22 protein-coding genes and 4 pseudogenes are annotated in these 23,242 nt (G+C 57.9%); 18 read left to right on the top strand and 8 right to left on the bottom strand.

Annotation, left to right across the window (positions count from 1 at the left end):
• Nucleotides 1–7: 7 nt before the first annotated feature.
• Entirely contained in the window at nt 8–1,213 is a 1,206-nt protein-coding gene (gene mtnK, locus SD70_RS08380; RefSeq protein ID WP_041047145.1) for an S-methyl-5-thioribose kinase, read from the bottom strand.
• Between the two features lie 209 nt (nt 1,214–1,422).
• Here mtnK and SD70_RS08375 point away from each other — a divergent pair, with 209 nt between their 5' ends.
• The 8 genes and pseudogenes from SD70_RS08375 to sufB all read left to right on the top strand — a co-directional run bounded on the left by SD70_RS08375 (nt 1,423) and on the right by sufB (nt 8,188).
• Nucleotides 1,423–1,860 carry a Dps family protein gene (locus tag SD70_RS08375; protein WP_041047186.1) on the top strand — a complete coding sequence of 146 codons (438 nt, stop codon included), beginning with the start codon at nt 1,423–1,425 and terminating at the stop codon, nt 1,858–1,860.
• Between the two features lie 85 nt (nt 1,861–1,945).
• On the top strand, nt 1,946–2,122 hold the full coding sequence (locus SD70_RS35870) for a hypothetical protein (RefSeq protein WP_156157939.1): 177 nt from the start codon (nt 1,946–1,948) through the stop codon (nt 2,120–2,122).
• 108 nt (nt 2,123–2,230) lie between these two features.
• On the top strand, nt 2,231–2,812 hold the full coding sequence (locus tag SD70_RS08370; RefSeq protein WP_041047144.1) for a DUF1802 family protein: 582 nt from the start codon (nt 2,231–2,233) through the stop codon (nt 2,810–2,812).
• 166 nt (nt 2,813–2,978) lie between these two features.
• On the top strand, nt 2,979–3,806 hold the full coding sequence (gene sufC / locus SD70_RS08365; protein ID WP_041047143.1) for a Fe-S cluster assembly ATPase SufC: 828 nt from the start codon (nt 2,979–2,981) through the stop codon (nt 3,804–3,806).
• An 18-nt stretch (nt 3,807–3,824) separates the two neighbouring features.
• A complete protein-coding gene (sufD, locus tag SD70_RS08360; protein ID WP_041047142.1) occupies nt 3,825–5,120 on the top strand; it encodes a Fe-S cluster assembly protein SufD in 1,296 nt (431 codons plus the stop codon).
• Nucleotides 5,117–6,342, top strand: a pseudogene (locus tag SD70_RS08355) (cysteine desulfurase). The gene sufD and the pseudogene SD70_RS08355 overlap by 4 nt, the downstream one beginning before the upstream one ends.
• Complete coding sequence (gene sufU / locus SD70_RS08350) at nt 6,329–6,766, top strand: Fe-S cluster assembly sulfur transfer protein SufU (RefSeq protein WP_041047141.1); 438 nt, start codon at nt 6,329–6,331, stop codon at nt 6,764–6,766. The pseudogene SD70_RS08355 and the gene sufU overlap by 14 nt, the downstream one beginning before the upstream one ends.
• A gap of 24 nt (nt 6,767–6,790) precedes the next feature.
• A complete protein-coding gene (gene sufB / locus SD70_RS08345; RefSeq protein ID WP_041047140.1) occupies nt 6,791–8,188 on the top strand; it encodes a Fe-S cluster assembly protein SufB in 1,398 nt (465 codons plus the stop codon).
• Between the two features lie 629 nt (nt 8,189–8,817).
• Here the strand turns inward: sufB and SD70_RS08340 are convergent.
• Nucleotides 8,818–10,011: a DUF2515 family protein gene (locus SD70_RS08340; RefSeq protein WP_052487182.1), complete on the bottom strand. Its 1,194-nt coding sequence runs from the start codon at nt 10,009–10,011 to the stop codon at nt 8,818–8,820.
• A gap of 211 nt (nt 10,012–10,222) precedes the next feature.
• Here SD70_RS08340 and SD70_RS39185 point away from each other — a divergent pair, with 211 nt between their 5' ends.
• Nucleotides 10,223–11,674 (top strand): stalk domain-containing protein, encoded by a 1,452-nt coding sequence (locus tag SD70_RS39185; RefSeq protein ID WP_041047139.1) that lies wholly within the window; start codon nt 10,223–10,225, stop codon nt 11,672–11,674.
• On the top strand, nt 11,671–11,817 hold the full coding sequence (locus SD70_RS39180; protein ID WP_082053217.1) for a copper amine oxidase N-terminal domain-containing protein: 147 nt from the start codon (nt 11,671–11,673) through the stop codon (nt 11,815–11,817). The genes SD70_RS39185 and SD70_RS39180 overlap by 4 nt, the downstream gene beginning before the upstream one ends.
• A gap of 80 nt (nt 11,818–11,897) precedes the next feature.
• On the opposite strand, the gene SD70_RS35865 is transcribed toward SD70_RS39180, so the two are convergent.
• Both SD70_RS35865 and SD70_RS08330 read right to left on the bottom strand, forming a co-directional pair.
• Complete coding sequence (locus tag SD70_RS35865) at nt 11,898–12,071, bottom strand: ribbon-helix-helix domain-containing protein (RefSeq protein ID WP_156157941.1); 174 nt, start codon at nt 12,069–12,071, stop codon at nt 11,898–11,900.
• Between the two features lie 30 nt (nt 12,072–12,101).
• A pseudogene (locus tag SD70_RS08330) lies at nt 12,102–12,945 on the bottom strand (SPFH domain-containing protein).
• Nucleotides 12,946–13,299: 354 nt separating this feature from the next.
• Between SD70_RS08330 and SD70_RS08325 the strand changes: the two are divergent.
• The 5 genes and pseudogenes from SD70_RS08325 (at nt 13,300) to SD70_RS08305 (ending at nt 18,601) form a co-directional block, all read left to right on the top strand.
• Nucleotides 13,300–13,647 carry a thioredoxin family protein gene (locus tag SD70_RS08325; protein ID WP_041047137.1) on the top strand — a complete coding sequence of 116 codons (348 nt, stop codon included), beginning with the start codon at nt 13,300–13,302 and terminating at the stop codon, nt 13,645–13,647.
• Nucleotides 13,648–14,251: 604 nt separating this feature from the next.
• Nucleotides 14,252–15,211, top strand: coding sequence for a COX15/CtaA family protein (locus SD70_RS08320; RefSeq protein ID WP_041047136.1), 960 nt, complete (start codon nt 14,252–14,254; stop codon nt 15,209–15,211).
• Nucleotides 15,208–16,978, top strand: a pseudogene (locus SD70_RS08315) (UbiD family decarboxylase). Before SD70_RS08320 ends, SD70_RS08315 begins: the two are co-directional and overlap by 4 nt.
• Before the next feature lie 120 nt (nt 16,979–17,098).
• On the top strand, nt 17,099–17,809 hold the full coding sequence (locus tag SD70_RS08310) for a Cthe_2314 family HEPN domain-containing protein (RefSeq protein WP_041047135.1): 711 nt from the start codon (nt 17,099–17,101) through the stop codon (nt 17,807–17,809).
• A gap of 2 nt (nt 17,810–17,811) precedes the next feature.
• A pseudogene (locus SD70_RS08305) lies at nt 17,812–18,601 on the top strand (SDR family oxidoreductase).
• A 229-nt stretch (nt 18,602–18,830) separates the two neighbouring features.
• Here SD70_RS08305 and SD70_RS08300 read toward each other — a convergent pair.
• Together SD70_RS08300 and SD70_RS08295 are read right to left on the bottom strand one after the other, a co-directional pair.
• Nucleotides 18,831–19,370 (bottom strand): hypothetical protein, encoded by a 540-nt coding sequence (locus tag SD70_RS08300; RefSeq protein WP_041047134.1) that lies wholly within the window; start codon nt 19,368–19,370, stop codon nt 18,831–18,833.
• Nucleotides 19,371–19,492: 122 nt separating this feature from the next.
• Nucleotides 19,493–19,741 carry a NifU family protein gene (locus SD70_RS08295; RefSeq protein WP_041047133.1) on the bottom strand — a complete coding sequence of 83 codons (249 nt, stop codon included), beginning with the start codon at nt 19,739–19,741 and terminating at the stop codon, nt 19,493–19,495.
• Between the two features lie 103 nt (nt 19,742–19,844).
• Between SD70_RS08295 and SD70_RS08290 the strand changes: the two genes are divergently transcribed.
• Complete coding sequence (locus SD70_RS08290; protein ID WP_041047132.1) at nt 19,845–20,102, top strand: YuzB family protein; 258 nt, start codon at nt 19,845–19,847, stop codon at nt 20,100–20,102.
• Between the two features lie 22 nt (nt 20,103–20,124).
• Here SD70_RS08290 and SD70_RS08285 read toward each other — a convergent pair whose 3' ends face one another.
• Together SD70_RS08285 and mqnE are read right to left on the bottom strand one after the other, a co-directional pair.
• A complete protein-coding gene (locus SD70_RS08285; RefSeq protein ID WP_041047131.1) occupies nt 20,125–21,192 on the bottom strand; it encodes an NAD(P)/FAD-dependent oxidoreductase in 1,068 nt (355 codons plus the stop codon).
• 50 nt (nt 21,193–21,242) lie between these two features.
• Nucleotides 21,243–22,343, bottom strand: coding sequence for an aminofutalosine synthase MqnE (gene mqnE / locus SD70_RS08280; protein ID WP_041047130.1), 1,101 nt, complete (start codon nt 22,341–22,343; stop codon nt 21,243–21,245).
• 212 nt (nt 22,344–22,555) lie between these two features.
• On the opposite strand from mqnE, the gene SD70_RS08275 reads away from it, so the two are divergent.
• Both SD70_RS08275 and erpA read left to right on the top strand, forming a co-directional pair.
• Entirely contained in the window at nt 22,556–22,735 is a 180-nt protein-coding gene (locus SD70_RS08275) for an aspartyl-phosphate phosphatase Spo0E family protein (RefSeq protein ID WP_041047129.1), read from the top strand.
• 64 nt (nt 22,736–22,799) lie between these two features.
• Nucleotides 22,800–23,162 carry an iron-sulfur cluster insertion protein ErpA gene (erpA, locus tag SD70_RS08270; protein ID WP_041047128.1) on the top strand — a complete coding sequence of 121 codons (363 nt, stop codon included), beginning with the start codon at nt 22,800–22,802 and terminating at the stop codon, nt 23,160–23,162.
• The last annotated feature ends 80 nt before the right edge of the window (nt 23,163–23,242 follow it).

Raw genomic sequence — 23,242 nt, 5'->3', positions numbered from 1 at the left:
CTACCAATTATTTTGCAGCCGTCAGGGCGATGTCGAGCACTTCGTCGAAGGAGCGGGCCGACCGGTTCCGCTTAATGAGCGCCGTGCCGATCGCCAGCGCCAGCCGCTGTGCCCGCTCGCGCGCCGCCGCATCCTCGATGCGGTCGATGTCGGCGACATGGGCGAGGCCGTAGACGCGCCGCACCATTTTACAGCCGGCGAAGCCGATTGTATCTTGCAGCAGAGCGGCGACGTAGACGTCCTGATAGCCGGGCGTACGCGCCATCCGGTCAGCGGCATGCTCGTTCCACAGCGCCCGGAAGTTGCGCTCGAACTCCGTCCATACGCCCTGCACCGTATCGAGCAAGTAGCGGCGGTAGTCGGCGCGCTCCGCGGCGTCCGGGCTCCACCCTTCCTGTCCGGCATAGTTCAGCAGCAGGTTGGCGATAACGGCGCCGATATCGAAGCCCATCGGACCGTAATACGCGAACTCGGGGTCGATCACCTTCGTCGAATCCGGTTTGATAAAAATGCTGCCGGTATGCAGGTCGCCATGCAGCAGCGCTTGCGCCTTCGTCAAAAACTTCTCGCGCAGCAGCGCCACTTCCAGGTGAAGCTCCTTATCGGCCCAGATCGCCTCCGCCGCGTCTCGAATATGCGCTTCGATGCTATTGTTCGGCGAATCGGTGTACGGATCGTCGAAAATGAGATCTTCGGTAATTTTGCACAGATCCGGGTTGATGAACGATTTGACCTGCAGCTTTTTTTGCTGCAAATTCATCGCCAGGTCCGACGTGAAGAACAGCGTGCGCGCCAGGAACCGCCCGATGTCGGCGGCAAACCGCGGATAGCGGTTTTTCTCGATGAGGCCGCGCCGCATAATGATGTGATCGCTCAAATCTTCCATGACGGTCAGCGCCAGGTCCGGCTCGTAGGCGTATACTTTCGGCGTCAAGTCCGGGCACAGCTCGCCTTCGATCCGCAGCGCCTCGCTCTCGATGCGCGCCCTGTCGAGGGTGAGCGGCCACGACTCGCCGACGACTTTGGCGTACGGCAGCGCCTGCTTCAAAATAAGGCTTTTGCCGGAAGCCGGATCCGTAATATGAAACACCAAATTCAGATTGCCGTCGCCGATTTCCCGCGACTGAAGCTGGGCTCCCGCAGGAAATACGCCGGCTATGCCGCGCGCATATTCGATCGCTTCCGCTTCCGTCAGCGCATGATACTTGCTCATTCCTCATCCCTCCGAATTGTCCGTTGCAGCGCTTGTTTGGCGGGCCAAGCGCCGCCAGCAGCTTATCACCAAGTATAGAAAAAGCGCGCAGGCGCGTCAATGATAGCGTATCGCGGCAAAGTCGCCGGCGCCTACATAGACGGCAAGCAACCTGCGCATCTTAACGCTAGTCCATCATCCGACTGAGGAGGAATCCTGTTATGCCTGTAATGACGCAAACCGTCACCGATGTGCTCGCCAAACAAATCGCCAATTGGAGCGTCTTGTACGTAAAGCTGCACAACTTTCATTGGTATGTGAAGGGCAATCAATTTTTCACGCTGCATCTTAAATTCGAAGAGCTGTATAACGAAGCCGCGGCGCATATCGACGAGCTGGCCGAACGGCTTCTCGCGATCCGCGGCAATCCGCCGGCGACGATGCGGGAATATCTCGAGCTCTCTTCCATAAAAGAAGCGACCGGCGGCTATGGCCCGAATCAAATGGTCGAAGCGCTCGTCCGCGATTTCGAAACGGTCGTGAACGAGCTGAAGGACGGGATGAAGATGGCGCAGTCGGCAGGCGACGAGACGACGGCGGATATGCTGCTGGCGATTCATACGTCGCTGGAGAAGCACCGCTGGATGCTGAGCTCGTTCCTCGAATAATTAACAAATTCTCAACTTTGCGCTAATATTCGGATAACGTCGGCCCGTACAATAAAGGATAGAAGCTCAGACGGGGGGATTACGAATGAAAATTCTTAATCTGATGTTGTTCGCGGCAGCGTGTATCGTTTTGTTGCTGTTAGCCTGGCAAGCCGATCCGTCCGCCTCGGCGGAAGTCAAGCAGCCGAACCCGATGAAGGTGAACGAACAGCAATTTGCGCGCATGCAGCAATCCGAGCCGCCACACCTCGCTTACAAATAGAAAAAACGAAACGGCCCGGGCGGCGAGCTCGGGCCGTTTCGTTTTTGGCGGCGGTTTGCATTGTATTGGCAGCATTATTATAATGAAGTCGTTGAAGGAGGAGGTCGGATGGGGAAGCGACCTGGACCGATCGCGCTTAAGGAATGGGCGGCCTCCGTCGCCGCGCTGCGGGACGGGCTGCAGACGATGATGCTGCGCAAGGGAGGCATCGCCGAGGAAACGCGGGATTTTGAAGTTCGCGCAGATGCTTTCTATTTGCTGCCGGCGTACGAGCACCAGAAAAGAGAGCTGCTGAAGGAAGAATACCGGCGTCTCGTCGATGAGACACTAGCAACATGGAGTCCGGACGCCGCAGCCGTGACGATCGATTGCTGCGCTGAAGTCGCGCATGACATCGAGCTGACGGAGCTGGATTCGGTGGAGCGATTGTATCCTTACCATATATGGACGCAGCGGTTTGCGGAGGACCGATTGCATTGGAAGCGCCAAAGGCCGCTGCACTTGCTCTTGCTCCGGGTGTACCGGCTGGATCGTCCGTTCGAGCTGAAGCTGGAGCCGCACTATTTCGGCTGCAAATCGTGGGTGGAGCTGGCGGAGACACCGCCTGAATACGTCACTATGACGCCTGTGCTGACCGATGGGGAGTTTGCTGCGCAGGCCGGCGCCATTCGAAGCGCACTGCGCGGATAAATCCGGTACGATCCCGATCCGCTCCGCGGTGACGGATTTTTCTTTTTTCGCACGAATGGACTTTCAAGTTTCCCTGCTGTTTGTTATAATGATTATTAATTGAGAATCACTGATAATCATTCTAGAAATGATTACCGATAAAGTCGATATTTACGGAGGTAGGAGTATGAGCAGCGCACCGAAATTGACGATCGAAGGTCTCCGCGCCACGATCGAAGGCAAAGAAATTTTGAAGGGCCTCAATCTGGAAATTAAGGGCGGCGAAGTGCACGCGATCATGGGTCCGAACGGAACCGGCAAATCGACGCTCGCTTCGACGCTGATGGGCCATCCGAAATACGAAGTGACCGATGGGGCCGTTACGCTTGACGGCGAAGACGTGCTCGAAATGGCGGTGGACGAGCGCGCCCGCGCCGGCCTGTTCCTGGCGATGCAGTATCCGAGCGAGATTACCGGCGTGACGAACGCCGACTTCCTGCGCAGCGCGATCAACGCCCGACGCGGCGAAGGCAACGAAATTTCGCTCATCAAGTTCATCCGCCTGATGGAAGGCAAGATGAAAGATCTGGAGATGAATCCGGAGTTCATGCACCGCTATTTGAACGAAGGATTTTCCGGCGGGGAGAAGAAGCGCAACGAAATCCTGCAAATGCTCGTCCTGGAGCCGCGCCTCGTCATTCTCGACGAAATCGACTCCGGTCTCGACATCGACGCGCTGCGCATCGTGGCGAACGGCGTGAACGCCATGCGTTCCCCTGAGCGCGGCTTCCTGATCATTACGCACTATCAGCGTCTGCTCAACTACATTACTCCTGACTTCGTGCACGTTATGATGCAGGGCCGCATCGTTAAGTCCGGCGGTCCCGAGCTGGCGCAGCGCCTCGAGAACGAGGGCTACGACTGGGTGAAGGAAGAGCTGGGCATCGTCGACGAAACGGTGGGCCAAGAGGATGAGTTCAAGGTGCCGATGAATACGACAGCGCCGAGATACTAAGCGGGGAGGGGAACGAGGATGACACAAGCAACGCTTCCGATCGACTCCCAGGCTGTAGTGGAGAGCGCGAAGAACCGGCAGGAGCCGGATTGGATGACCGCTTTGCGGAGCAAGGCGCTGGAGCTGGCGGCAACGCTGGAGCTGCCGAAGCTGGAGAAAACGCGGATTGACCGCTGGAATTTGAGTTCCTTCGGCACTTACCGGAAACCCGAAGATTTGACTTCCGCAGCCGATTTGCCGGAGCCGGCCAAGTCGCTGCTGAATACGGACAACTTGCTCGTGCAGCGCAATTCGGGCCGCGTATTTGCTTCCCTTGCGCCGGAGCTTGCGCAGCAAGGCGTTATTTTCACCGATTTGGAGACAGCTGTGCGCGAGCACGGCGCTCTTGTCCAAAATTATTTCATGAAAGCCGTCGATATGGGCGAGAACCTGCTTACGGCGCTGCATGCGGCGGCGTGGAGCGGCGGCGTTTTCCTGTACGTGCCCAAGAACGTGACCGTTGAAGTCCCGCTGCAGGCGCTGTTCCTGACCGACGATGCGGCAGCCAGCTTTTCGCCGCACGTGCTTGTCGTGGCCGAAGCGAACTCGTCCGTCACTTATGTCGACAACTACTTGTCCGCGGATAACGGCGGCGAGGCGCTCGTGCAAAACGGCGTCGTCGAAGTGTTTGCGGCAAGCGGCGCCTCGATCCGGTACGCTTCCGTCCATCACCTCGGCAAAAACGTCACCGACCTTACGTATCGCCGCGCCGTTCTGGAGAACGATGCGAAAATAGAGTGGGTCGTCGGCGAGCTGAACGCCGGCAACACGATGTCCGATACGACGACGCTGCTCAAGGGCAACGGCTCGAACGCCGACGTGAAAGTGATTTGCGTCGGTACGGACGAGCAGAAGCTGAACCTCACGACGCGCAACATTCATATCGGCAAATCTTCGGAGAGCGACATGATCACCCGCGCCGTCATGAGAGACGAGGCTACGGCGATAATCAACGGCATCACCAAGATTGAAAAAGGCGCAACGAAGGCGAACGGCCAGCAGACGGAAAAAGTGCTCATGCTGAGCCCGAAAGCGCGCGGCGACGCCAACCCGATTCTGCTCATCGACGAAGACGACGTCAAGGCGGGCCATGCGGCCAGCGTCGGACAAGTGAACGCGGAGCAAGTGTTCTACATGATGTCCCGCGGCATTACCCGCGAAGAAGCGACGCGGCTTATCATTTACGGCTTCCTGGCGCCGGTCGTATCGGAAATCCCGATCGAACGATTGGAGGAGCAGCTTCAGCACCTTGTAGAAAGGAAGCTGGGACAATGAATACTTCCGCTATCCGGGAACTGTTCCCGATCCTGCATCAGGAAGTAAACGGCCATCCGCTCGTCTATTTGGACAGCTCGGCCACGTCGCAGAAGCCGGTCAGTGTCATTGAAGCTTTGAAAACATATTACGAATTCGATAACGCCAACGTGCACCGCGGCGTCCACACGCTCGGCTCGCGCGCAACCGATGCCTATGAAGGAGCCCGCGCCAAGCTGGCGCGGTTCATCGGGGCGAAGTCGGAGAAGGAAATCGTATTTACGCGCGGCACGACAACCGCCATCAACCTGGTCGCGTCCAGCTATGCACGCTCGGTGTGCGGCGAAGGCGACGAAATCGTCATTACGCCGATGGAACACCACAGCAACCTGATTCCGTGGCAGCAAGCGGCGAAAGCGACCGGGGCGACGCTGAAATATATCCCGCTTCAGCCGGACGGGTCGATTGCTATCGCGGATGTGGAGAAGACAATCACCTCCCGCACGAAAATGGTAGCTGTCGCTTATGTGTCCAACGTGCTGGGCGTCATTAACCCGGTCAAGGAAATGGCCGCTATCGCGCACAAGCACGGTGCGAAAATTTTGCTCGACGGAGCGCAAAGCACGCCGCATATGAAAGTGAACGTGCAGGAGCTCGATTGCGACTTCTACGCGCTGTCCGGGCACAAAATGTGCGGTCCGACTGGCATCGGCGCCTTGTACGGGAAAAAGGCTCTGCTCGAGCAGATGGAGCCGGTCGAGTTCGGCGGCGAAATGATCGACCATGTCGATCTGTACGAATCGACGTGGAAAGAGCTGCCGTGGAAGTTCGAAGGCGGGACGCCGATTATCGCAGGGGCTGTCGGTCTCGGGGCGGCGATCGATTTTCTGAACGACATCGGCATGGACGAGATCGACAAGCACGACCGCAAACTCGCGGCGTATGCCGTGGAGCGGCTGCAGGCGATCGAGGACGTGACCATTTACGGTCCGCTGCAGAACCGCACGGGGCTTGTCACGTTCAACGTCGGCGACGTCCATCCTCACGACGTGGCGACGGTGCTGGACGCCGAAGGATCGCGGTGCGGGCCGGCCACCATTGCTGCCAGCCGCTCATGCGCTGGCTGAACGTGTCGGCGACGGCGCGCGCCAGCTTTTACCTGTACAACACCGAAGCCGACATCGACCGTCTTGCGGCAGGGATCCTGAAGACAAAGGAGTACTTCGGCTATGCAACTCGATGATTTGTACCGCCGCGTCATTATGGATCATTACAAAAATCCCCGCAACCGCGGGCAATTCGGTGAGGGCGAGTCGGTCGCGATCGACCTGAACAACCCGACGTGCGGGGACCGGATTACGCTGCAGATGAAAGTGAAGGACGGCAAAGTGGAAGCCGCCAAATTCGTCGGCGAAGGCTGCTCGATCTCGATGTCGTCGGCATCGATGATGACCGACGCGGTCAAGGGCAAGACACTCGACGAAGCTTTGCAAATGGCGGAAAATTTCTCCGGGCTCATGAAAGGCGAGCATCCGGAATTCGAATATGAAGATATCGAGGCTCTCTCGGGCGTAAGCAAGTTCCCGGCGCGCATCAAATGCGCCACCCTGGCGTGGAACGCTTTGCGCAAAGGGATCGACCAGGCAAAAGGGCAAGGCGAAGCGTAATATATATCGAGGAGGTTGAGAACGATGGCCAAGCAGATGCCGGAATTGGAAGAATATAAATATGGCTTTCGCGACGAGCACAAAGCCGTGTTCCAGACGGGGAAAGGGCTGACCCGCGACATCGTGGCGGAAATTTCGCGCATGAAGGGCGAGCCGGAATGGATGCTGGAATTCCGCCTGAAGTCGCTGGAGCAGTTTTTCAAAATGCCGCTGCCGCGCTGGGGCGGCAATCTCGACGACCTGGACTTCGACGACATTCAGTACTATGTGAAGCCTGCCGAGAAGCAAGGCAAGACGTGGGAAGAAGTGCCGCAGGAAATCAAGGAGACGTTCGACAAGCTGGGCATTCCGGAGGCGGAGCAAAAGTTCCTGGCCGGCGTGTCGGCGCAGTACGAATCCGAGGTCGTGTATCACAGCATGCAGAAGGACCTTGAGGCGCAGGGCGTCATTTTCACCGATACCGATACGGCATTGCGGGAATATCCAGAGCTGTTCCGCGAATATTTCGGCACGGTCATTCCGCCGAGCGACAACAAGTTCGCGGCGCTGAACAGCGCGGTATGGTCGGGCGGCTCGTTCATCTACGTGCCGAAAGGCGTCAAGTGCGAGATCCCGCTGCAGGCGTACTTCCGCATCAACTCGGAAAACATGGGCCAATTCGAGCGCACGCTCATTATTACGGACGAAGACAGCTTCGTGCACTACGTCGAAGGCTGCACGGCGCCGATTTATTCGACCAACTCGCTGCACAGCGCAGTCGTGGAAATCATTTGCAAGAAAAACTCCCGCGCCCGCTACACAACGATCCAGAACTGGGCGCCGAACATTTACAACCTCGTTACGAAGCGCGCCGTTGCCGAAGAAGGGGCGACGATGGAGTGGGTCGACGGCAACATCGGTTCCAAGCTCACGATGAAATATCCGGCAGTCGTGCTGAAAGGCCGCGGCGCGAAAGGCATGGTATTGTCGATCGCCGTTGCCGGCAAAGGCCAGCACCAGGACGCCGGGGCGAAAATGACGCATCTGGCGCCGGATACGACGTCGACGATCGTCTCCAAGTCGATCTCCAAGCACGGCGGCAAGGTGACGTACCGCGGCCTCGCTTCGTTCGGGCGCAACTCGGCCGGGTCGAAGGCGAACATCAAGTGCGATACGCTCATTCTCGACAACAAGTCGACGTCCGACACGATCCCCTACAACGAGATCATGAACGACAACATCACGCTCGAGCACGAAGCGACGGTATCGAAAGTGTCGGAGGAGCAGCTGTTCTATTTGATGAGCCGCGGCCTGTCCGAGCAAGAAGCGACGCAAATGATCGTCATGGGCTTCATCGAGCCGTTCACGAAAGAGCTTCCGATGGAGTACGCGGTCGAGATGAACCGTTTGATCAAGTTCGAGATGGAAGGGTCTATTGGTTGATACAAGATTGCAGAGGTGTGTCCGAGTTTCTCGGGCACGCTTTTTTTTTGGTATCGCTCACCTCAGGAAGCGAGGCGTGTTTACCGGATAACCCCAGATTGCCTAAGAAAGTACAGCTGCGCTGCGGATTGGAAATGTAGGTCTCCGGCTAAGTTGAACTCGTGTTACCATGAAAAAGGAAATAAGGCTCGAACACGAGTTCAAAGGCGCTCGCTTCGCTCATAGGCCTACATTTCCATCCTCAGCTCCGCCTTTTACGGGCAACCGGAAAACCTCCCGTTCTTTATTGCTAATCCTCTGGTTTTCGACCATTTAACAGGAAAAGCTGGAGCAAATCTTGCCATTTCCTCGGAATGTTGAGCGCAATTAGCGGAGTAGATGGAGTTTTTTCTGGTAATCTCCCTGTGCCGCAGCATTACTCTGATTTAACGGCACTTATTCCGGTTAGTGCTGGAGCGCGGTGCTGGGCCAGTTGCGGTTTAGCCTACTTCCGCATAGCAAAAAGCACACCTTCCCCGCGGAGTCGGGAGTAGTGTTGCTTTTCATGCGGACTCATTCCTGCTTCCCGAGCTCTTGGGCGGCCAGGACGGCGAGCTCGATTTTGTGCAAGGCGAATACGGCTTCTTCGGTCATGTCGAACGAAAAGGGCGGGGAGAGCGATTCCGGCAGCAGCTGCAAAGCCGACTCGTCACGGAACCAATCGCCTGGCTCGGGCGGGGCGACAGGACGGTCTCGCCAAGCGTGTTCGAGCCGCGGGCTGTAGAAGGGGGCGGCGCCGGGAACGAGGCTCGAGCCTGAACTGCCGGCGAGCTTCGGGTGATAGGCCAGCTCGGGGGTGCCGCGGCGCACGGGGGCGAACAGCTCCGGCCAATAATCGGAACGGAGCCTGTGTGCGGCTGGCGGCGCACAAAGGCGTGGGCGCCGGCCGCAACGTCCGGAAGCCCGAACAATATCGCGTAGAGCCGCTGTCCGAAGCGGATGCGCTCCGCCAGATCGGCGAAATTTTCCAGTATAAGCCCCGCCAGGCGGACCCGCGAAGTGCCGCGTTCGGGAACTTCGTAAGGAAAGACGACTTGGTTGAGCTGCAGCAATGATTGCGTTTTGAAAGCCAACGTGTCGAGGACATGCTTTTTGAAGTACGGATTGTCGACAACGCGCCGCTGAATGTACTGCTGCTCGTTGACGATTAGCGCGCACGTAAGCAGCACCGAATCCCGGCTTGTCGCGAACTCGTCCCATACCGGGCGCATAAACGCCGAGACGCCGAGCCGCGGCAGCAGACGCGTCAAGCTGCGGCCGGAGCGGGCGCTCTCCCGGTACAACAGCAGCTGCGGATACGCATCGTGAAAAATAAGCCCGTTCGCGCGTTCCAAAAACCGGAACAACGCCTCTCGTTGCCCGGCCCCGAGCAAGCGCGGCAACAGCTCGCCTTTCAGATCGGTCATCGTAAAGCCGCCGTTGCGGGAAACGAGGTGCGCCAGAAGCGCCCAATGGAGCTCCGGATGTGCCGCATACATGTCGAGGTAAGCGCCCGTTCGCGTCACATTGTTGCGGTTGCGACGCGCCGTTTCGTCGCGCAGCCAGCGGATCAGCGACTCGTCCTCGGGGCTGATGGAGGGCGTTTCGCCGGCGGGTGCGGAGAGCAGCCGCACGGCTTGCTCTTTTACGCGCCGTAGCGCTTCCTTTTGCACCGACAGCCGCAGCGCTGACGGCGCTTCCGCAATCGAGTAGGCGATCGTGTCCGCTTTCCCCTTCAACAATGCAGCCGCTTGCTGCGGCAGCGACAGCAGCCACTTCAGCCATCCCGGCTTCAATGCGCTCACCCCCATTCTCCGCTTCGGTCCGCATCGTTAACGAATACGGGCCGCTCCTGGTACAAGTGTGCCTCCGGCCACGGAGCGTTACTCTTTCCCACCATATGCCGGCTACAGAATAAATAGTAAGCTGTTCGCCTTTTCAGATCGTGAAATCTATGATTTACTGGAGGAAGAAAGTAGAAACATAGACTACTAGAGAAGGAGAAGGAGAATCAAGATGGGTCTTCGATGGAAACGAACTGTTTGCGCGGCGCTTTTCAGCGCGTCGCTGGCGCTCATGAGCGGCTGTCAAGCCGTAGGCGGCGTCGATCTCGGCAAAGCTTTGGAGCAGCAAATGTCATTAACTTCGGCAGAAGCGAACGAAACTATCTCCATTGAGTTCATCCCCGGCCAAGGCGCTTACCATTCGCAGGAGGATGAAGCGATCGCGCGTCTGTTCGATAAGGCGCAATTGAAAAACGTACATATGCTTATGCAGGATGCCTCGCATATTTCGGTGGAAGGCGAGTTTGTCAGCTCGTCCGTCTCCATCCCGTTCCAAGTGAACGCTGACGGCGACAATCTGATCATTCAGCTTGCCGGCGCCAAGAAGCCTATCGTCATCGGTGATGTCCGGCGCCCGGCCTTCCCTTCGACAGCCGGATTTTTCCGCGACCAGCTGCAGCAGCACACCGACAAGGTGCGGCAGCTGCAAAGCGTTCTGACGCGGTTCTTTGTCCGCAATGCCCCGAACCCGGCGCACGCCAGCGTCAGCCAAGTGACCGACAGCGTGCACGGCGGCGGAACGATGAGCATGGACAAGGTGGAGCTGGAGATCAAGGGCAGCGAACTGAAAGGCTTGCTCCAGAGCTTCTTGAAAGCGATAGCTGCCGACGACGACGGGCTGAAAGAACTGATCGGCCAAGTGTACGACATCGTCGTGCCTTTATTGAAGGAAAGCTTGAAGCAGCACAATGCGCTGTCGGAAGAGGACAGCTCCGACCTTGACGAGGTCTCTCAACTGCAAATGGCATATTTGGACAATAAGACGCTGGCCGTCGAATTTGCCTACACGACTTTGAAACAAGGGCTGAACAAAGCGATCGCTAATCTGGACAAAGCCGATGCCGCGGGCGCTCCCGCTGACGTCAAGCGGCTGCTGAGCGACGAGCTGTCGCTGAAGATCGACTGGCTGCTTGACAGCAAGCTGAACTTGCGCAAACAGCATATAGAGTTCAATTTGCCGACGGGCGACGCGAAGACCGATCCGATCGCCGCCGTTCGTATCGTTACCGACAGCGAGACTTGGAATCATAACCAGCCGGTGACGGTCAAGCCGGCGCCCGACACGAAGGATGCGCTGGAGCTCGGCAGATTCGGCGGTGCCGACAAACGCGCACTGCTGGCCAATTTCGATCCGAAATCGGACATGTATCGCATCCTGAAGGACGATTTGCACATTACCCGCGAACGCATCTATCTTATTTTCTCGGGCAACGACCATTATGCGCACGACTCCACTCACCCATACATCGACGACAGCGGCACAGCTATGGTGTCGGTTCGCTTCCTCGCCGAAAGATTGGGCGCCAAAGTGAAGTGGGACGCCGATACGCAATCGGTGCATGTGACGGATGAACAAAGCGGCACCGACATCGTCATCCTATCGGCAGCACGAATGCGACGTTGAACGGCCAGCCGGTGCAAATGCCGAGTCCCGCCGTCATGAAGAACAATACGACGTTCGTACCGCTGCGCTTTATCGCCGAAGCGTTGGGCGCGAAGCTGGACTGGAAAACAAGCAACAAGCTGCTCGCCATCACACGTGAATAACTTAGCACCTCAATAGCGCGAAAATGGCGCCGCTGCCCCGACCTTACGGTCGCAGGCAGCGGCGCCATTTTTCGTATGCGTCATGGATCTTGATCCGGCGTCTGGCCCGCAGCTGGCCGCGGCGGCCGACCGGGCAACCGGCCTGCGCGCTGGACCGCTTCGCGCAGCAAAAATTCGATGTGCCCGTTGACGCTGCGCAGCTCGTCGGCCGCCCAGCGCTCAAGCGCCTCGTACAGAGCGGGATCGAGCCGCAGCGGGAAGTTTTTTTTTCGCGGCCATGGCCGTTAGTACAGGCTGCCGGCGTTGATGATCGGATTGGCGGCCCGGTCCGAAACGATGGCGACCATCAGGTTGTTGATCATCGCCGCTTTGCGTTCGTCGTCAAGCTCGACGATGCCCCGCTCCTGAAGCTGGGCCAGCGCCTGCTGCACCATGCCGACGGCGCCCTCGACGATTTTTTTGCCGCGCTGCGAGGATGGCAGCCGCCTGCTGCCGCTGCAGCATGGCACTGGCGATCTCGGTCGAGTAGGCGAGGTGGGTGAGGCGCGCCTCCAGCACTTCCACGCCGGCCGACTGTAGCCGCGTTTGCAGCTCCCGGCTCAGCTCGGCCGCCACGAAATCGGCGTGGCCGCGAAGCGAGATCGCGTCGCTGTCGTAAGCGTCGTACGGATATTTGGAAGCGACGTGGCGCAACGCCGTTTCGCTCTGGATCTCAACGAACTTCTCATAGTTGTCGACCTCGAACAATGCTTTGGCGGAATCGACCGCTTTGAACACGACGACGGCGGCGATTTCGATCGGATTGCCTTCGACGTCGTTCACTTTCAGCTTGACGCTGTTGAAGTTGCGGACTTTGAGGGACAGCTTTTTGCGCACCGTAAACGGAACGACCATCCAAAATCCGGCTTGACGGACGGTGCCCATATATTTGCCGAAAAACGTCAGTACCAGCGCCTCGTTAGGCTGTACGACGGCGATGGAGGTGACGACCAGCAGAGCCGCGATAAAGCAAGGAATCGCCAAGCCGAATTGTTCGCCGGCGGCGCACACGGCGGCGAGCCCCAGCAGCACGATAAAGGCGAGCAAAGCGACGAATCCGTTGACAGACCAAGCTTTCGTTTCTTTCATTGACAGCAGCTCCTTACAAGAGGTAGTGGGATCATCAGGGTGCCTGAGAAAGGCGAAGCGGAGGATGGAATGTAAGGCCTATGAGCGTAGCGTGCACCTTTGAACTTATGTTCCCCCACGATTTCAGATTTCGAGGGAACACGAGTTCAAGGAAGCCGGATACCTACATTCCCAATCCGCAGCGCCGATCTACTTCTCGGGCAATCACTCAGCAATCAAAGGATATTGGATTGATATTTTAATGATATCACTATTGTATGAAAATGTAAACAGGAAAGAAGTGGCGCCGTGCGGATTGACTTTCGAGACTTCAAGTGCTATAAGTGAAGGAAATCGATAGGGGAGGGACCTGCTATGGAACATCTACGTACGGAAGAAGCGTTCCGCGCACAGATTGCCAAAGGCGGAATGACGATTGCAGTATTCAAGGCTACTTGGTGCAAAGATTGCCATTTTATCGAACCGTTCATGCCCGAGGTGGAGCAAAAGTATGCCGGCCGCGTCACCTTCGTTGAGATCGACCGCGACGAGCTGCCGGACCTGTGCCTGGACCTGGGCATCATGGGCATCCCGAGCTTCATCGCCTACGTAGAAGGCCAGGAAGTTGTGCGTTTTGTCAGCAAGCTGCGCAAAACGCGCGACGAGATCGAACAGTTCATCGACCGTGCGCTGGAGGTGGCGGCTGCGCTGCCCAAAGCGTAAGGAGATTGGGAGGAACCGGTATCCCGCCGGCTCGCGGGCGACGGCACTGCGGATTGGAATATGGGATTCCGGCTCCGCCTAACTCGTGTTCATGTGAATGGATCACGAAGAAGGAACACGAGTATCAATCTTTGCTCCTTCCATAGTCCATCCTCCGCCGCCGCGGCTCGCTCGCCAAAACCGGAGCGGGATGGGGAATTGAGCAAGAGCGTAACTCGGCCTTAAAGGAACGGAGTTCCGCTATTGCACGGATAAAGGAGCAGCGGATTAAGCTTAGCGGACCGTCGTTCCGTTATTAGTTCGGAACAAGAGCGATTCTAGCCCAAGTTGAGAAGATAACGTACTCCCGTTCCGCTAATTTTGGGAAATACCCGGGAAATAGACCAATAACGGAACAAATTTCCGCTAATGGCTAAGAACGGGGTAAACTAAGCAAACCATGTTCTGACAAGCTCTGTTCGAAAGGGCTTTCTTGGGCAATCGGAGCTTGTCCGCTCAGCGGCGGACAGGCTCTTTTGCCGTTTTGTAGCGACTTTGTAACAAATCCGAATAGCTTTGCCGGCCTTCGTTCGTTATAATGATAACGAAAGTAGGTGCTCGCATAATGAACCTGAAATCGACTTTAAAATGGTCGGCTTATTGTTCTGCCATCATTATGTTTGCCGTCGTGCTCATGGGCGCTCTCGTGACGAAAACCGATTCCGGTCTCGGCTGCGGCCGAGAGTGGCCGCTCTGCAACGGCAAATTCATTCCCGAACACGCAGTCTCCGCTTTAATCGAATACAGCCACCGGGCCGTTTCCGGGTTAATTACGATTTTGCTGCTCATTACAGCTATACTGGTCTGGCTCGTCGACAAACGGCGCGATGCCAAATGGTTCGTAGGCAGCGCCATTTTCTTCACGCTGCTGCAAGCGGTGCTCGGTGCCATGGCGGTCATATGGCCGCAATCGCCGGTGATCCTCGCTTCGCATTTCGGCCTGTCGCTGCTCGCATTCGCCTGTACGCTGCTGCTGGCGATGCTGTATACGCGCCGGGCGCAGGCGGCGGATGCCGCCGCAAACCGGGACGAGCCTGCGGTCCCCCCGCCGGCGCTGTTCCGTTCCGCCGTATGGGTGATCACGCTGTACTCGCTCGGCGTCATTTATTTGGGCGCTTTTGTCCGCCATACGAAATCGACCGGCGGCTGCCTCGGCTGGCCGCTTTGCAACGGCGAGCTGATTCCAGAGCTGTCCGGTGCGACGGGCATCGTGTTTACGCACCGAATCGCCGCGTTGGTGCTGCTCGTCTGCCTGATCGTCCTATTCGTTATGGCGAGGCGCCATTTTCCGGAAGGGCATCCCGTGTATGGCGCCGCAAAGGCTTCGCTCATCCTGGTCGTGCTGCAAATCGTATCCGGCGCTTTCGTCACGTGGACGATCGGCGTAAGCGGCTGGGGGCTGCTCGCTGCACTCATTCATACGGTGCTCGTTTCCGGCTTGTTCGGTATTCTCAGCTATTTGTGCGTGACGACGCTGCGTCTGCAGCCGGAGCGCTTTTATAACAAACAAAGGAGCACCGCTTGATGTTCCCTAACTTACGCTCATTTATTAATCAGCTCAAGCAAGAAAACGACTTGCGCGAAATTTCCGCGCCGGTCGATCCGAATTTGGAGCTGGCGGAAATTCACCGCCGCGTCATAGCCGAAGAAGGGCCTGCCTTGTTGTTCACGAACGTCAAGGGAAGCCCTTTTCCCGTTGTCACCAATTTGTTCGGCACCGTGCGCCGCGTCGACCTCGCCTTCGGCCCGCGTCCGGAGCAGCTTATGAAAGGCTGATCGGCGCGACAAGCACGCTGATGCCGCCGACGCCGAAAGCGCTCTGGAATGAGAGGGATATGCTTTGGCAGCTGGCCAAGGTCGGAACGCGCACCGTCAGCCGCGCAGAAGCGCCGGTCATGGCCGTCTGCAAAGAGGACGACCCGCTCGCAGGCTTGCCTGTGCTGACGTGCTGGCAGGAGGACGGCGGCCCGTTCGTCACGCTGCCGCTCGTCTATACGGAGCATCCGGACGGGGGCCATCACAATCTCGGCATGTACCGGATGCAAGTGTACGACAGCCGGACGACGGGTATGCATTGGCAAATTCATAAGGGCGGCGGCTTCCATTACCACGAGGCGGAGCTTCGCCGCCAGCGGCTGCCCGTGACCGTCTTTCTCGGCGGTCCGCCGGCTCTCGTCGCCTCGGCAATCGCGCCGGTGCCGGAGCATCTGCCGGAGCTGCTGCTCGCTTCGCTCATTCTCGGCCAGAAGCTGCCCGTCGCGGAAAACCCGTTCGGCGGGCACAGGCTCGTCGCCGAAGCCGAATTCGCCATCTGCGGCACCGTCCCGCCGCATGTGCGGCGCCCGGAAGGGCCGTTCGGCGATCATTACGGCTATTACTCGCTCACTCACGATTTTCCCGTCTTTGAGGTCGACCGTGTCTGGCACCGCAAGGATGCCATTTACCCGGCTACGATCGTAGGCAAGCCGAAGCAGGAAGACTATTATCTCGGCGATTTTTGCAGCGGCTGCTGTCGCCGGCGTTTCCGATGGCGATGCCGGGAGTCAAAGATTTATGGACGTACGCCGAGACCGGGTTCCACCCGCTGGCGGCCGCCGTCGTCCGCGAGAGCTACAAGCGGGAAGCGCTCGGCAGCGCGTTCCGCATTCTCGGCGAAGGGCAGCTGTCGCTGACCAAATTCCTCCTCGTGACCGACCGTTCGGGCATCGAGTTGGCCGACTTCCCGCAGCTGCTCACGGCGGTGCTGGAACGGTTCGATCCGCGCACCGACGTGTTTATTTTCAACCATACGTCGCACGACACGCTCGATTACACCGGGGATCGGCTCAACCACGGCTCGAAAGCGGTGCTGCTCGGCACGGGCGAGCCGATCCGCCGGTTGCCCGGGCAATATGAAGCCGGCCCGCTGCCGGAAATCCGCGACATCGCCGTCTACGCACCCGGCTGTCTCGTCGTCGCCGGCGGCACGTACGCCAGCGAGCCCGGGCTCGCGCAGCGGCTGCTCGATTCGAGCCGAGACCGGCTGCGGGACTGGCCGCTCGTCATACTCGCCGACGATACTTCCATCGTGCACGATCAGACGTCGTTCCTCTGGACCGTGTTCACCCGTTTCAACCCGGCCGCGGATATGTACGCCGAGGCGTCCGTGCAGCGGCACCATATCGGGTACGAGCTGCCGATCGTCATCGACGCCCGCATGAAGCCCGGGTATCCGGACGAGCTGGAGCCGCGCGAAGATATCGTCAAGCTGGTGGACAGCCGCTGGAAGGAATATTTTGGCGGCGAAGCATGAGCGGGGGGCGGGGAACAATAGTTTAACGCCCGCCCCGCTGAGGCTGGCCCGCAGCCGGGCCGGTGGACGAAGGCAGGGAACAGTCGGGCTTTTCAATGCTACCAGGGACGAGGTGGACGCATGCTGCGAGCTTTGTTCGGCGAACCGAAACGCAAGGACGAGGGAGAGCTGCTGTTTGTTTTTCGCGAGCTTGACCGGTTTGCCGCGGCGCTGGCGGCAGGCAAGGTGCGCGGAGGTTTAAGCGCGGAGAAGGTGCCGCAATACGCCATATGGACGCACGGTCTTAGGGACGCTATGGACGAGCTGGAGCAAAGCTGCTATTGCGCTGCCAAGTTCGCGGCAAACATCCGCAGCCCCTTCGTCGAACAAATGGACGAACGGGAGAAGGACGACTACCGACGCTACGTATACTTTTACAAAAACGCCCTCATTCGCGTCTTTTCTTTGCTCGACAAGCTGGGGTACTTTTTGAACGAGTCGTTCGCTCTGGAGACGGAACGGGTCAAGGAGCGCTTCTCCTACTTTACGGTGCTGCGCCGCATGCGCGACAGGCAGGCGCACCCGCAGCTGCAGCAGCGTCTGTACGAGCTGAAGACGGAGTACAAAATGCCGCTCGCCAGCTTGCGCAAGCAGCGCAACATGGAAATTCATTATGTGAACTCGGAGCTGCTGGACGATTTAAAGCAAACGTCTTACCGCCCGGGCGACCGATTGCGGGTGGAAGACGTCCGGGCCCAGACCGGAGAACTCGAGCAGGCGTATCGCATGGTCGCGGACACGCTGCTGGCTGTGTTCACTTATATGAACGAAAAGGCAGGGGAGCGGAGATGAGGCTGCAAGGCAGAACGGCGCTCGTCACGGGCAGCGCCAAAGGGCTCGGCAAGATGGCGGCGCTGCGGCTCGCCGAGCAAGGCTGCAACGTCGCGGTTAACTATGCGACGAGCCGCGACGAAGCGGAGTCGCTGGCGCAGCGCCTTGCCGCAATGGGCGTGCGCAGCGCAGCCGTCCGTGCCGACATCACGATACCGAGCGAGCTAAGCGAGCTCGTCCGGGAAGCGACGGAGCGGCTCGGGCCGGTCGACATCCTCGTCAACAACGCCGGGCCGTTCATTCGCGAGCGCCGCGATTTCATCGACTATACGAGCGCCGAGATCGAATATTTGATGCGCGGCAATTTGCTAAGCGTCATGGAGCTCGACCGGCTTGTGTTGCCGGGCATGCGGCAAAGAGGCTGGGGCCGCATTATCCATTTCGGCTTCAGCCGCGCCGCCGAAGCGCGCGCCTGGCCGACGCGGGCCGTATACGCCGCCGCCAAGGTCGGCCTCGTCTCCTTTACGAAAACGCTTGCGGAAGAAGAGGCGCCGCACGGCATTACCGTCAACCTGATCGGCCCCGGCGACATACGCGGCGGCTACAAGGAGAAGACGATTGCCGACGCTGCCTTCGAAACGGACAAAGAGACCCCTGTCGGCCGCCCCGGAACAGGCGAGGACATCGCCCGCGTCATCGAATTTTTTGTGTCTGCCCGAATCGGGGTTTGTAACCGGCGCCATTATCGACGTTTCCGGCGGCCTCGATCCGATCCAGCCGCTGCCTGTGCTGCTGCAGAAACGGGAGCGGTAACGGCCATTGCAAAAAGGGTATCGCCAGCCGGCTCGCGGCTGCGATACCCTTTTTGTTTGCTGAAAAATGGGCTGCGTTGCGAAATGGAAATGAACCTCCGGCCTCCATTCAAGCCGCGTTCTTTTATTGGCAGAAACGCGGCTTTAAAAGTCGTCTCTCCGGTTCATTTCCACCCTCCGCTCCGCATGTTTTCTTGCTTAAGCAGGAGCTACGGCCATTGCATCGGAAACTACATCGACAGCGACGACGGTGCGGGATCGCGGTCGAACGTCTCCACGTCCGCAGCGGCTGTTGTACGACCCGCGGCGGTGTGTTCCTCGCGTGTCATTCGATCCAGCTCGCTGCCGGCGTCCAGGAGGGCAGCGTTCAGCTTGCTAAGCTTGTCCAGCAGCTCGTCCGCCGCGTGAAAGGCGGCGAAGCTGCGGTACGCTTGGGCATTGTACTGCTGCTGCAATTCGGGCGACAGCTGCTCAAACGCCTCTTTCTCATCCGTACCGATATGTTTGCGGTACGCCTCCGCAGTTTTCGTTTTAATTTCATCCAGCTGCTCCTGCAGCTTATTCACCGCTTGCCGCATGCTGACGGTAATGCCGTGCTTCTCTTCGGCACTCGTGTCGCTTGTTGCCAGAGCGGTTCCGTCCAGCAGCAGCTGATTGCCGTAAGCGCGGCACGTTTTGAGTTCCGCGTCGGCATCGTCCGCGTACAGTCCGCCGAGCTGCGCTTTAATAGCCGCCAGCTGCTCGTGAATGGCGCTCCAATTCGGTTCCATCCGGGTAACACCGCCTTTATTGGTCGTCGATATCAGATCGGCTCTAGTGTTCGGCAATCGGACGGCGAATATGCGCGCACAAGAAAGAGCCTGCCGCAACCCGGCAGGCTCTTCACCTTAGCTTAAAATACTTGAACGACTTCTTCGATGCCCTCGACTTCTTCAATCAGGGCGCGCTCGATGCCGGCTTTCAGCGTGATCGTCGAGCTCGGGCAAGAGCCGCAAGCGCCCATAAGCTTCAGCTTCACGACGCCGTCCTCCACATCGACAAGCTCCACGTCGCCGCCGTCGCGCTGCAGAAACGGACGCAATTTATCGAGCACCTCGAGAACTTCATCGTACATCGATTCGTTCTTCGTTTGTTCTGTCATGGTACCATCTCTCCTCTCGCTTTTCGTATACTTATATTATATGATAATTAGCGTAAAATGAAAATGATTATCAAACAACTTATCCGAAGGAGGCAGAAGCGTTATGAGACCCATCATCGAATTTTGCAGCTCCAATATGCACCACGGCACGGAAAAGCTCATGAAGGCGCTGGAAGCGAACCCGGATTACGACGTCGTCGAATACGGCTGCCTCGGCAACTGCGGCACGTGCTACATGTTCCCCTATGCTCTCGTCAACGGCGAAATCGTAGAAGCCGCCAATGCCGAGGAGCTGGAGATCAAAATATACGAGAAAATCAAAGAGATCGAAGCCATGTACGAAGTGCTGGGCGGCGAGTAACGGCCGGCCGCCGGAACCTTTTTTAGCCGAAATGCTGCTTGGACATCCACAACACGCCGCTCTTCAGCGCCCGCGGGATGGAGCCGGTCATAATCGTCCGCTTGCCCATGACGCCGAAGCCGGTCTTTTTGCCGAGCGAGCCGAGAACGCCCTTAAGCTTGATTTTGCCGAGCCGGGGCGTTTCGTTTTTCCAGACGGCGCGAATGACTTCGGCGATTTGCTTGCCTTGCGCCTCGGCCGCTTGCGCGCTCGGCGAGAACGGCAAGCTGGCGCAGTCGCCGACGATGTACACGTCGTTGTAATCCGGAAGCTGGTGGTATTCGTTCAACATGAGCCGCCCTTGCTTGTCTTTCGGCAACTGGAGGGCCTGCACGACCGGGCTCGGCTGAATGCCTGCCGTCCAGACGGTAGCGTCGGTCTTAATAATATCGCTATCCCCGTTGTAAAGGTCGTGGCCGTCCAGTCGAGTAAGACATATGTGCGAACGCATTTCGATGTCGTGCTCGGACATCCATTCGCGGACGAACGTTTGCAGCTTGCTCGGGAACGCCGACAAAATGCTGCCGCCGCGGTCGAGAATGCGAATGTTGAGGTCGGGGCGGCTTTCCCTGAGCTCTGCGGCGATCTCGACGCCGCTCAGCCCCCCGCCGACAACGGTCACTTGCCCGTAAGGAGCGACCTCGTTTACCCTTACGTACGTTTCCCGCGTCTGGCTAAAGCTCTGGATGCTGCAAGAGTACTCCTCAGCGCCGGGAATGCCGTGGTAATTGTCGGTGCAGCCTAATCCGATCACAAGCCAGTCGTAACCAAGCGATTCTTTGCCGTCGAACAGAACTTGCTTGTTTTCGAGATCGACCGCGCTGACGTCGCCGTACTTGATAATGAGGCGCGGGTCGACCGGGAATTGCACCCGAATATGCGTCTCGGCAATCGTCCCCGCCGCCAGCGCGTAATATTCCGTCTTCAGCCCTTGAAACGGGCTCCGGTCGACAAGCACGATGACGGTATCCGGCGGTAAATCTTTCTCCAGCAAGTGCAGCGCGACAGTAAGACCGCCGTAACCGCCGCCAAGGATGACCAGCTTCTTCATAACTCCAACTCCACTCCTATGCGCCAAATCAGGATTGTACGTTATTATCTCTAAAATCTGCGGATTTCATTATAAAAGGTGTCTCGTTCGACCGGCGTCCGTCCGGCCCCTTGTATGAGCCATACGAGCTCATCCTTCGTCAAGCCTTCCGGCGACGTGGCCCCGGCGGCATGCGAAATGCGCTCCTTGACGATGGTGCCGTGCGCGTCGGAAGCGCCGAAGGCGAACGACAGCTGCATCAGCTTCGTGCCGATATTGATGAAGTACGCTTTAATGTGCGGGAAATTGTCCAGCATGAGGCGGCTGATCGCAATCGTCTTCAGCTCGTCGAAAGCCGGGACGCGCCGCTTAATTCCCGCGTTTTTGCTCGCCGGCTGCACCGAGTTCGGGATGAAGACGAGGAAGCCGCCGGTTTCGTCCTGCAGCTCGCGCAGCAACATCATATGCTGGATCCGTTCCTCCAGCGTCTCGATCGAGCCGTACAGCATCGTGGCGTGCGTCTTCATGCCGAGCTGGTGCGCGGTGCGATGCACGTCGAGCCACTGCTCGGACGACGCTTTCTCCACTTTCATTTTCGCCCGGTACCGTTCCGTCAAAATTTCGGCCCCGCCCCCCGGCAGCGTAGACAAGCCTGCCTCCATAAGCGTCTTCAGCACATCTTTATAGCTGAGCCCGCTGATTCGCGAGAAGAAATCGATCTCTGCCGCGGTGTGCGCTTTGATCGTTACATGCGGGTACGCCTGCTTCAGCTGGCGGATGCAATCGACGTAATAGTCAAACGGCACGTGCGGGTTGTGGCCTTGGCTAATATGAAATTCCTGCAGCTCGGGATGGTAATGTTCGGCTACGTACTCAAGCATTTGTGCCGGAGTTAGCGTGTAAGCCCCGTCCTCGCCTTCGTCGCGGCGGAAATGGCAAAATGCGCAATGCTCCTCGCATACGTTGGTGAAATAGAGGCTCATGTTTTGCACAAAATAGACGAGCTTGCCGTTTTTACGCTGGTTGGCCAAATTGGCCAATTGACCAATGGTCGGTAAATCGTCGGACTCGTACAGAAATACACCGTCCTCCAGCGACAGCCGCTGTCCGTGCTGCACTTTCTCGGCAATTTCGGCCATTCGTTTGTCGGGACTGCTGACCGCGATGTTCATCGGATTCCCTCCCGGTAATTTTAGTTTGCAGGTCCGCGCCTTGTACAAAGATTCACAATCCTACTTATTATAAACCTAGAGCACTATCCCGGCAATACGAGAAAAAATTCGGTCATGATTTCCAAACGGTACAAAATCTAGTATGCTGTATACATAAAACTAGATTAATAGTTAAGGTGATGGATTTGCCGACGTCTGTACGGAGTGAAGAATTGAACCTGCTGTCCGAAGAAATCGAGACGCTTCGCCGTGAGATGGCTGCTCTCGGCATCCGGTACGGCTTTTTGCACCCGGAAGTACAGGGCCTCAGCAATCGGCTTGACCGGTTGTTAGTGAGGTTCTATGCGCTGGCGTATCCGAACCGTTCATTGTCGCAGGCCTCCAACCCTTGAGTCATTATTTCGATAGGAGTATACTGAAGTTAGATCATTGAAGCTGAATGGAGGGTTAACCGATATGGTGACGATAAGCGAAACCGCTACAGATAAAATTAAAGAAATGCTCGCGTCGCAAGAGACCCCCGACTTGTTCTTGCGCCTTGGCGTCAAGCCCGGAGGCTGCAGTGGCTTCTCTTACGGGATGGGCTTCGACGACGATCAGAAAGAAGACGACAAAGTGTTGGAAATCCGCGGCTTGAAAGTCGTCGTGGATGCGGACAGCTACAAATATTTGTACGGCGTCGAGATCGATTACAAGGACGCAGGCATGGGCGGAGGGTTCACCATCCACAATCCGAACGCCATCGCCACGTGCGGCTGCGGCAGCTCGTTCCGGACGAAGCCGGAGGAAGAGCAGCTGGCCGAGAAGTGCGAGGATTGAGGCGCACTGGCGCGGCATACTGGCCGTTAAATCACCTCCTGCCAACAGGGCGTAACCCTGTGGCAGGGGGTGATTTGTTG

This window comes from Gordoniibacillus kamchatkensis, from assembly GCF_000829455.1.
Classification (GTDB): Bacteria; Bacillota; Bacilli; order Paenibacillales; family NBRC-103111; genus Gordoniibacillus; species Gordoniibacillus kamchatkensis.
This window is presented reverse-complemented; position numbering and strand designations above follow the sequence as displayed.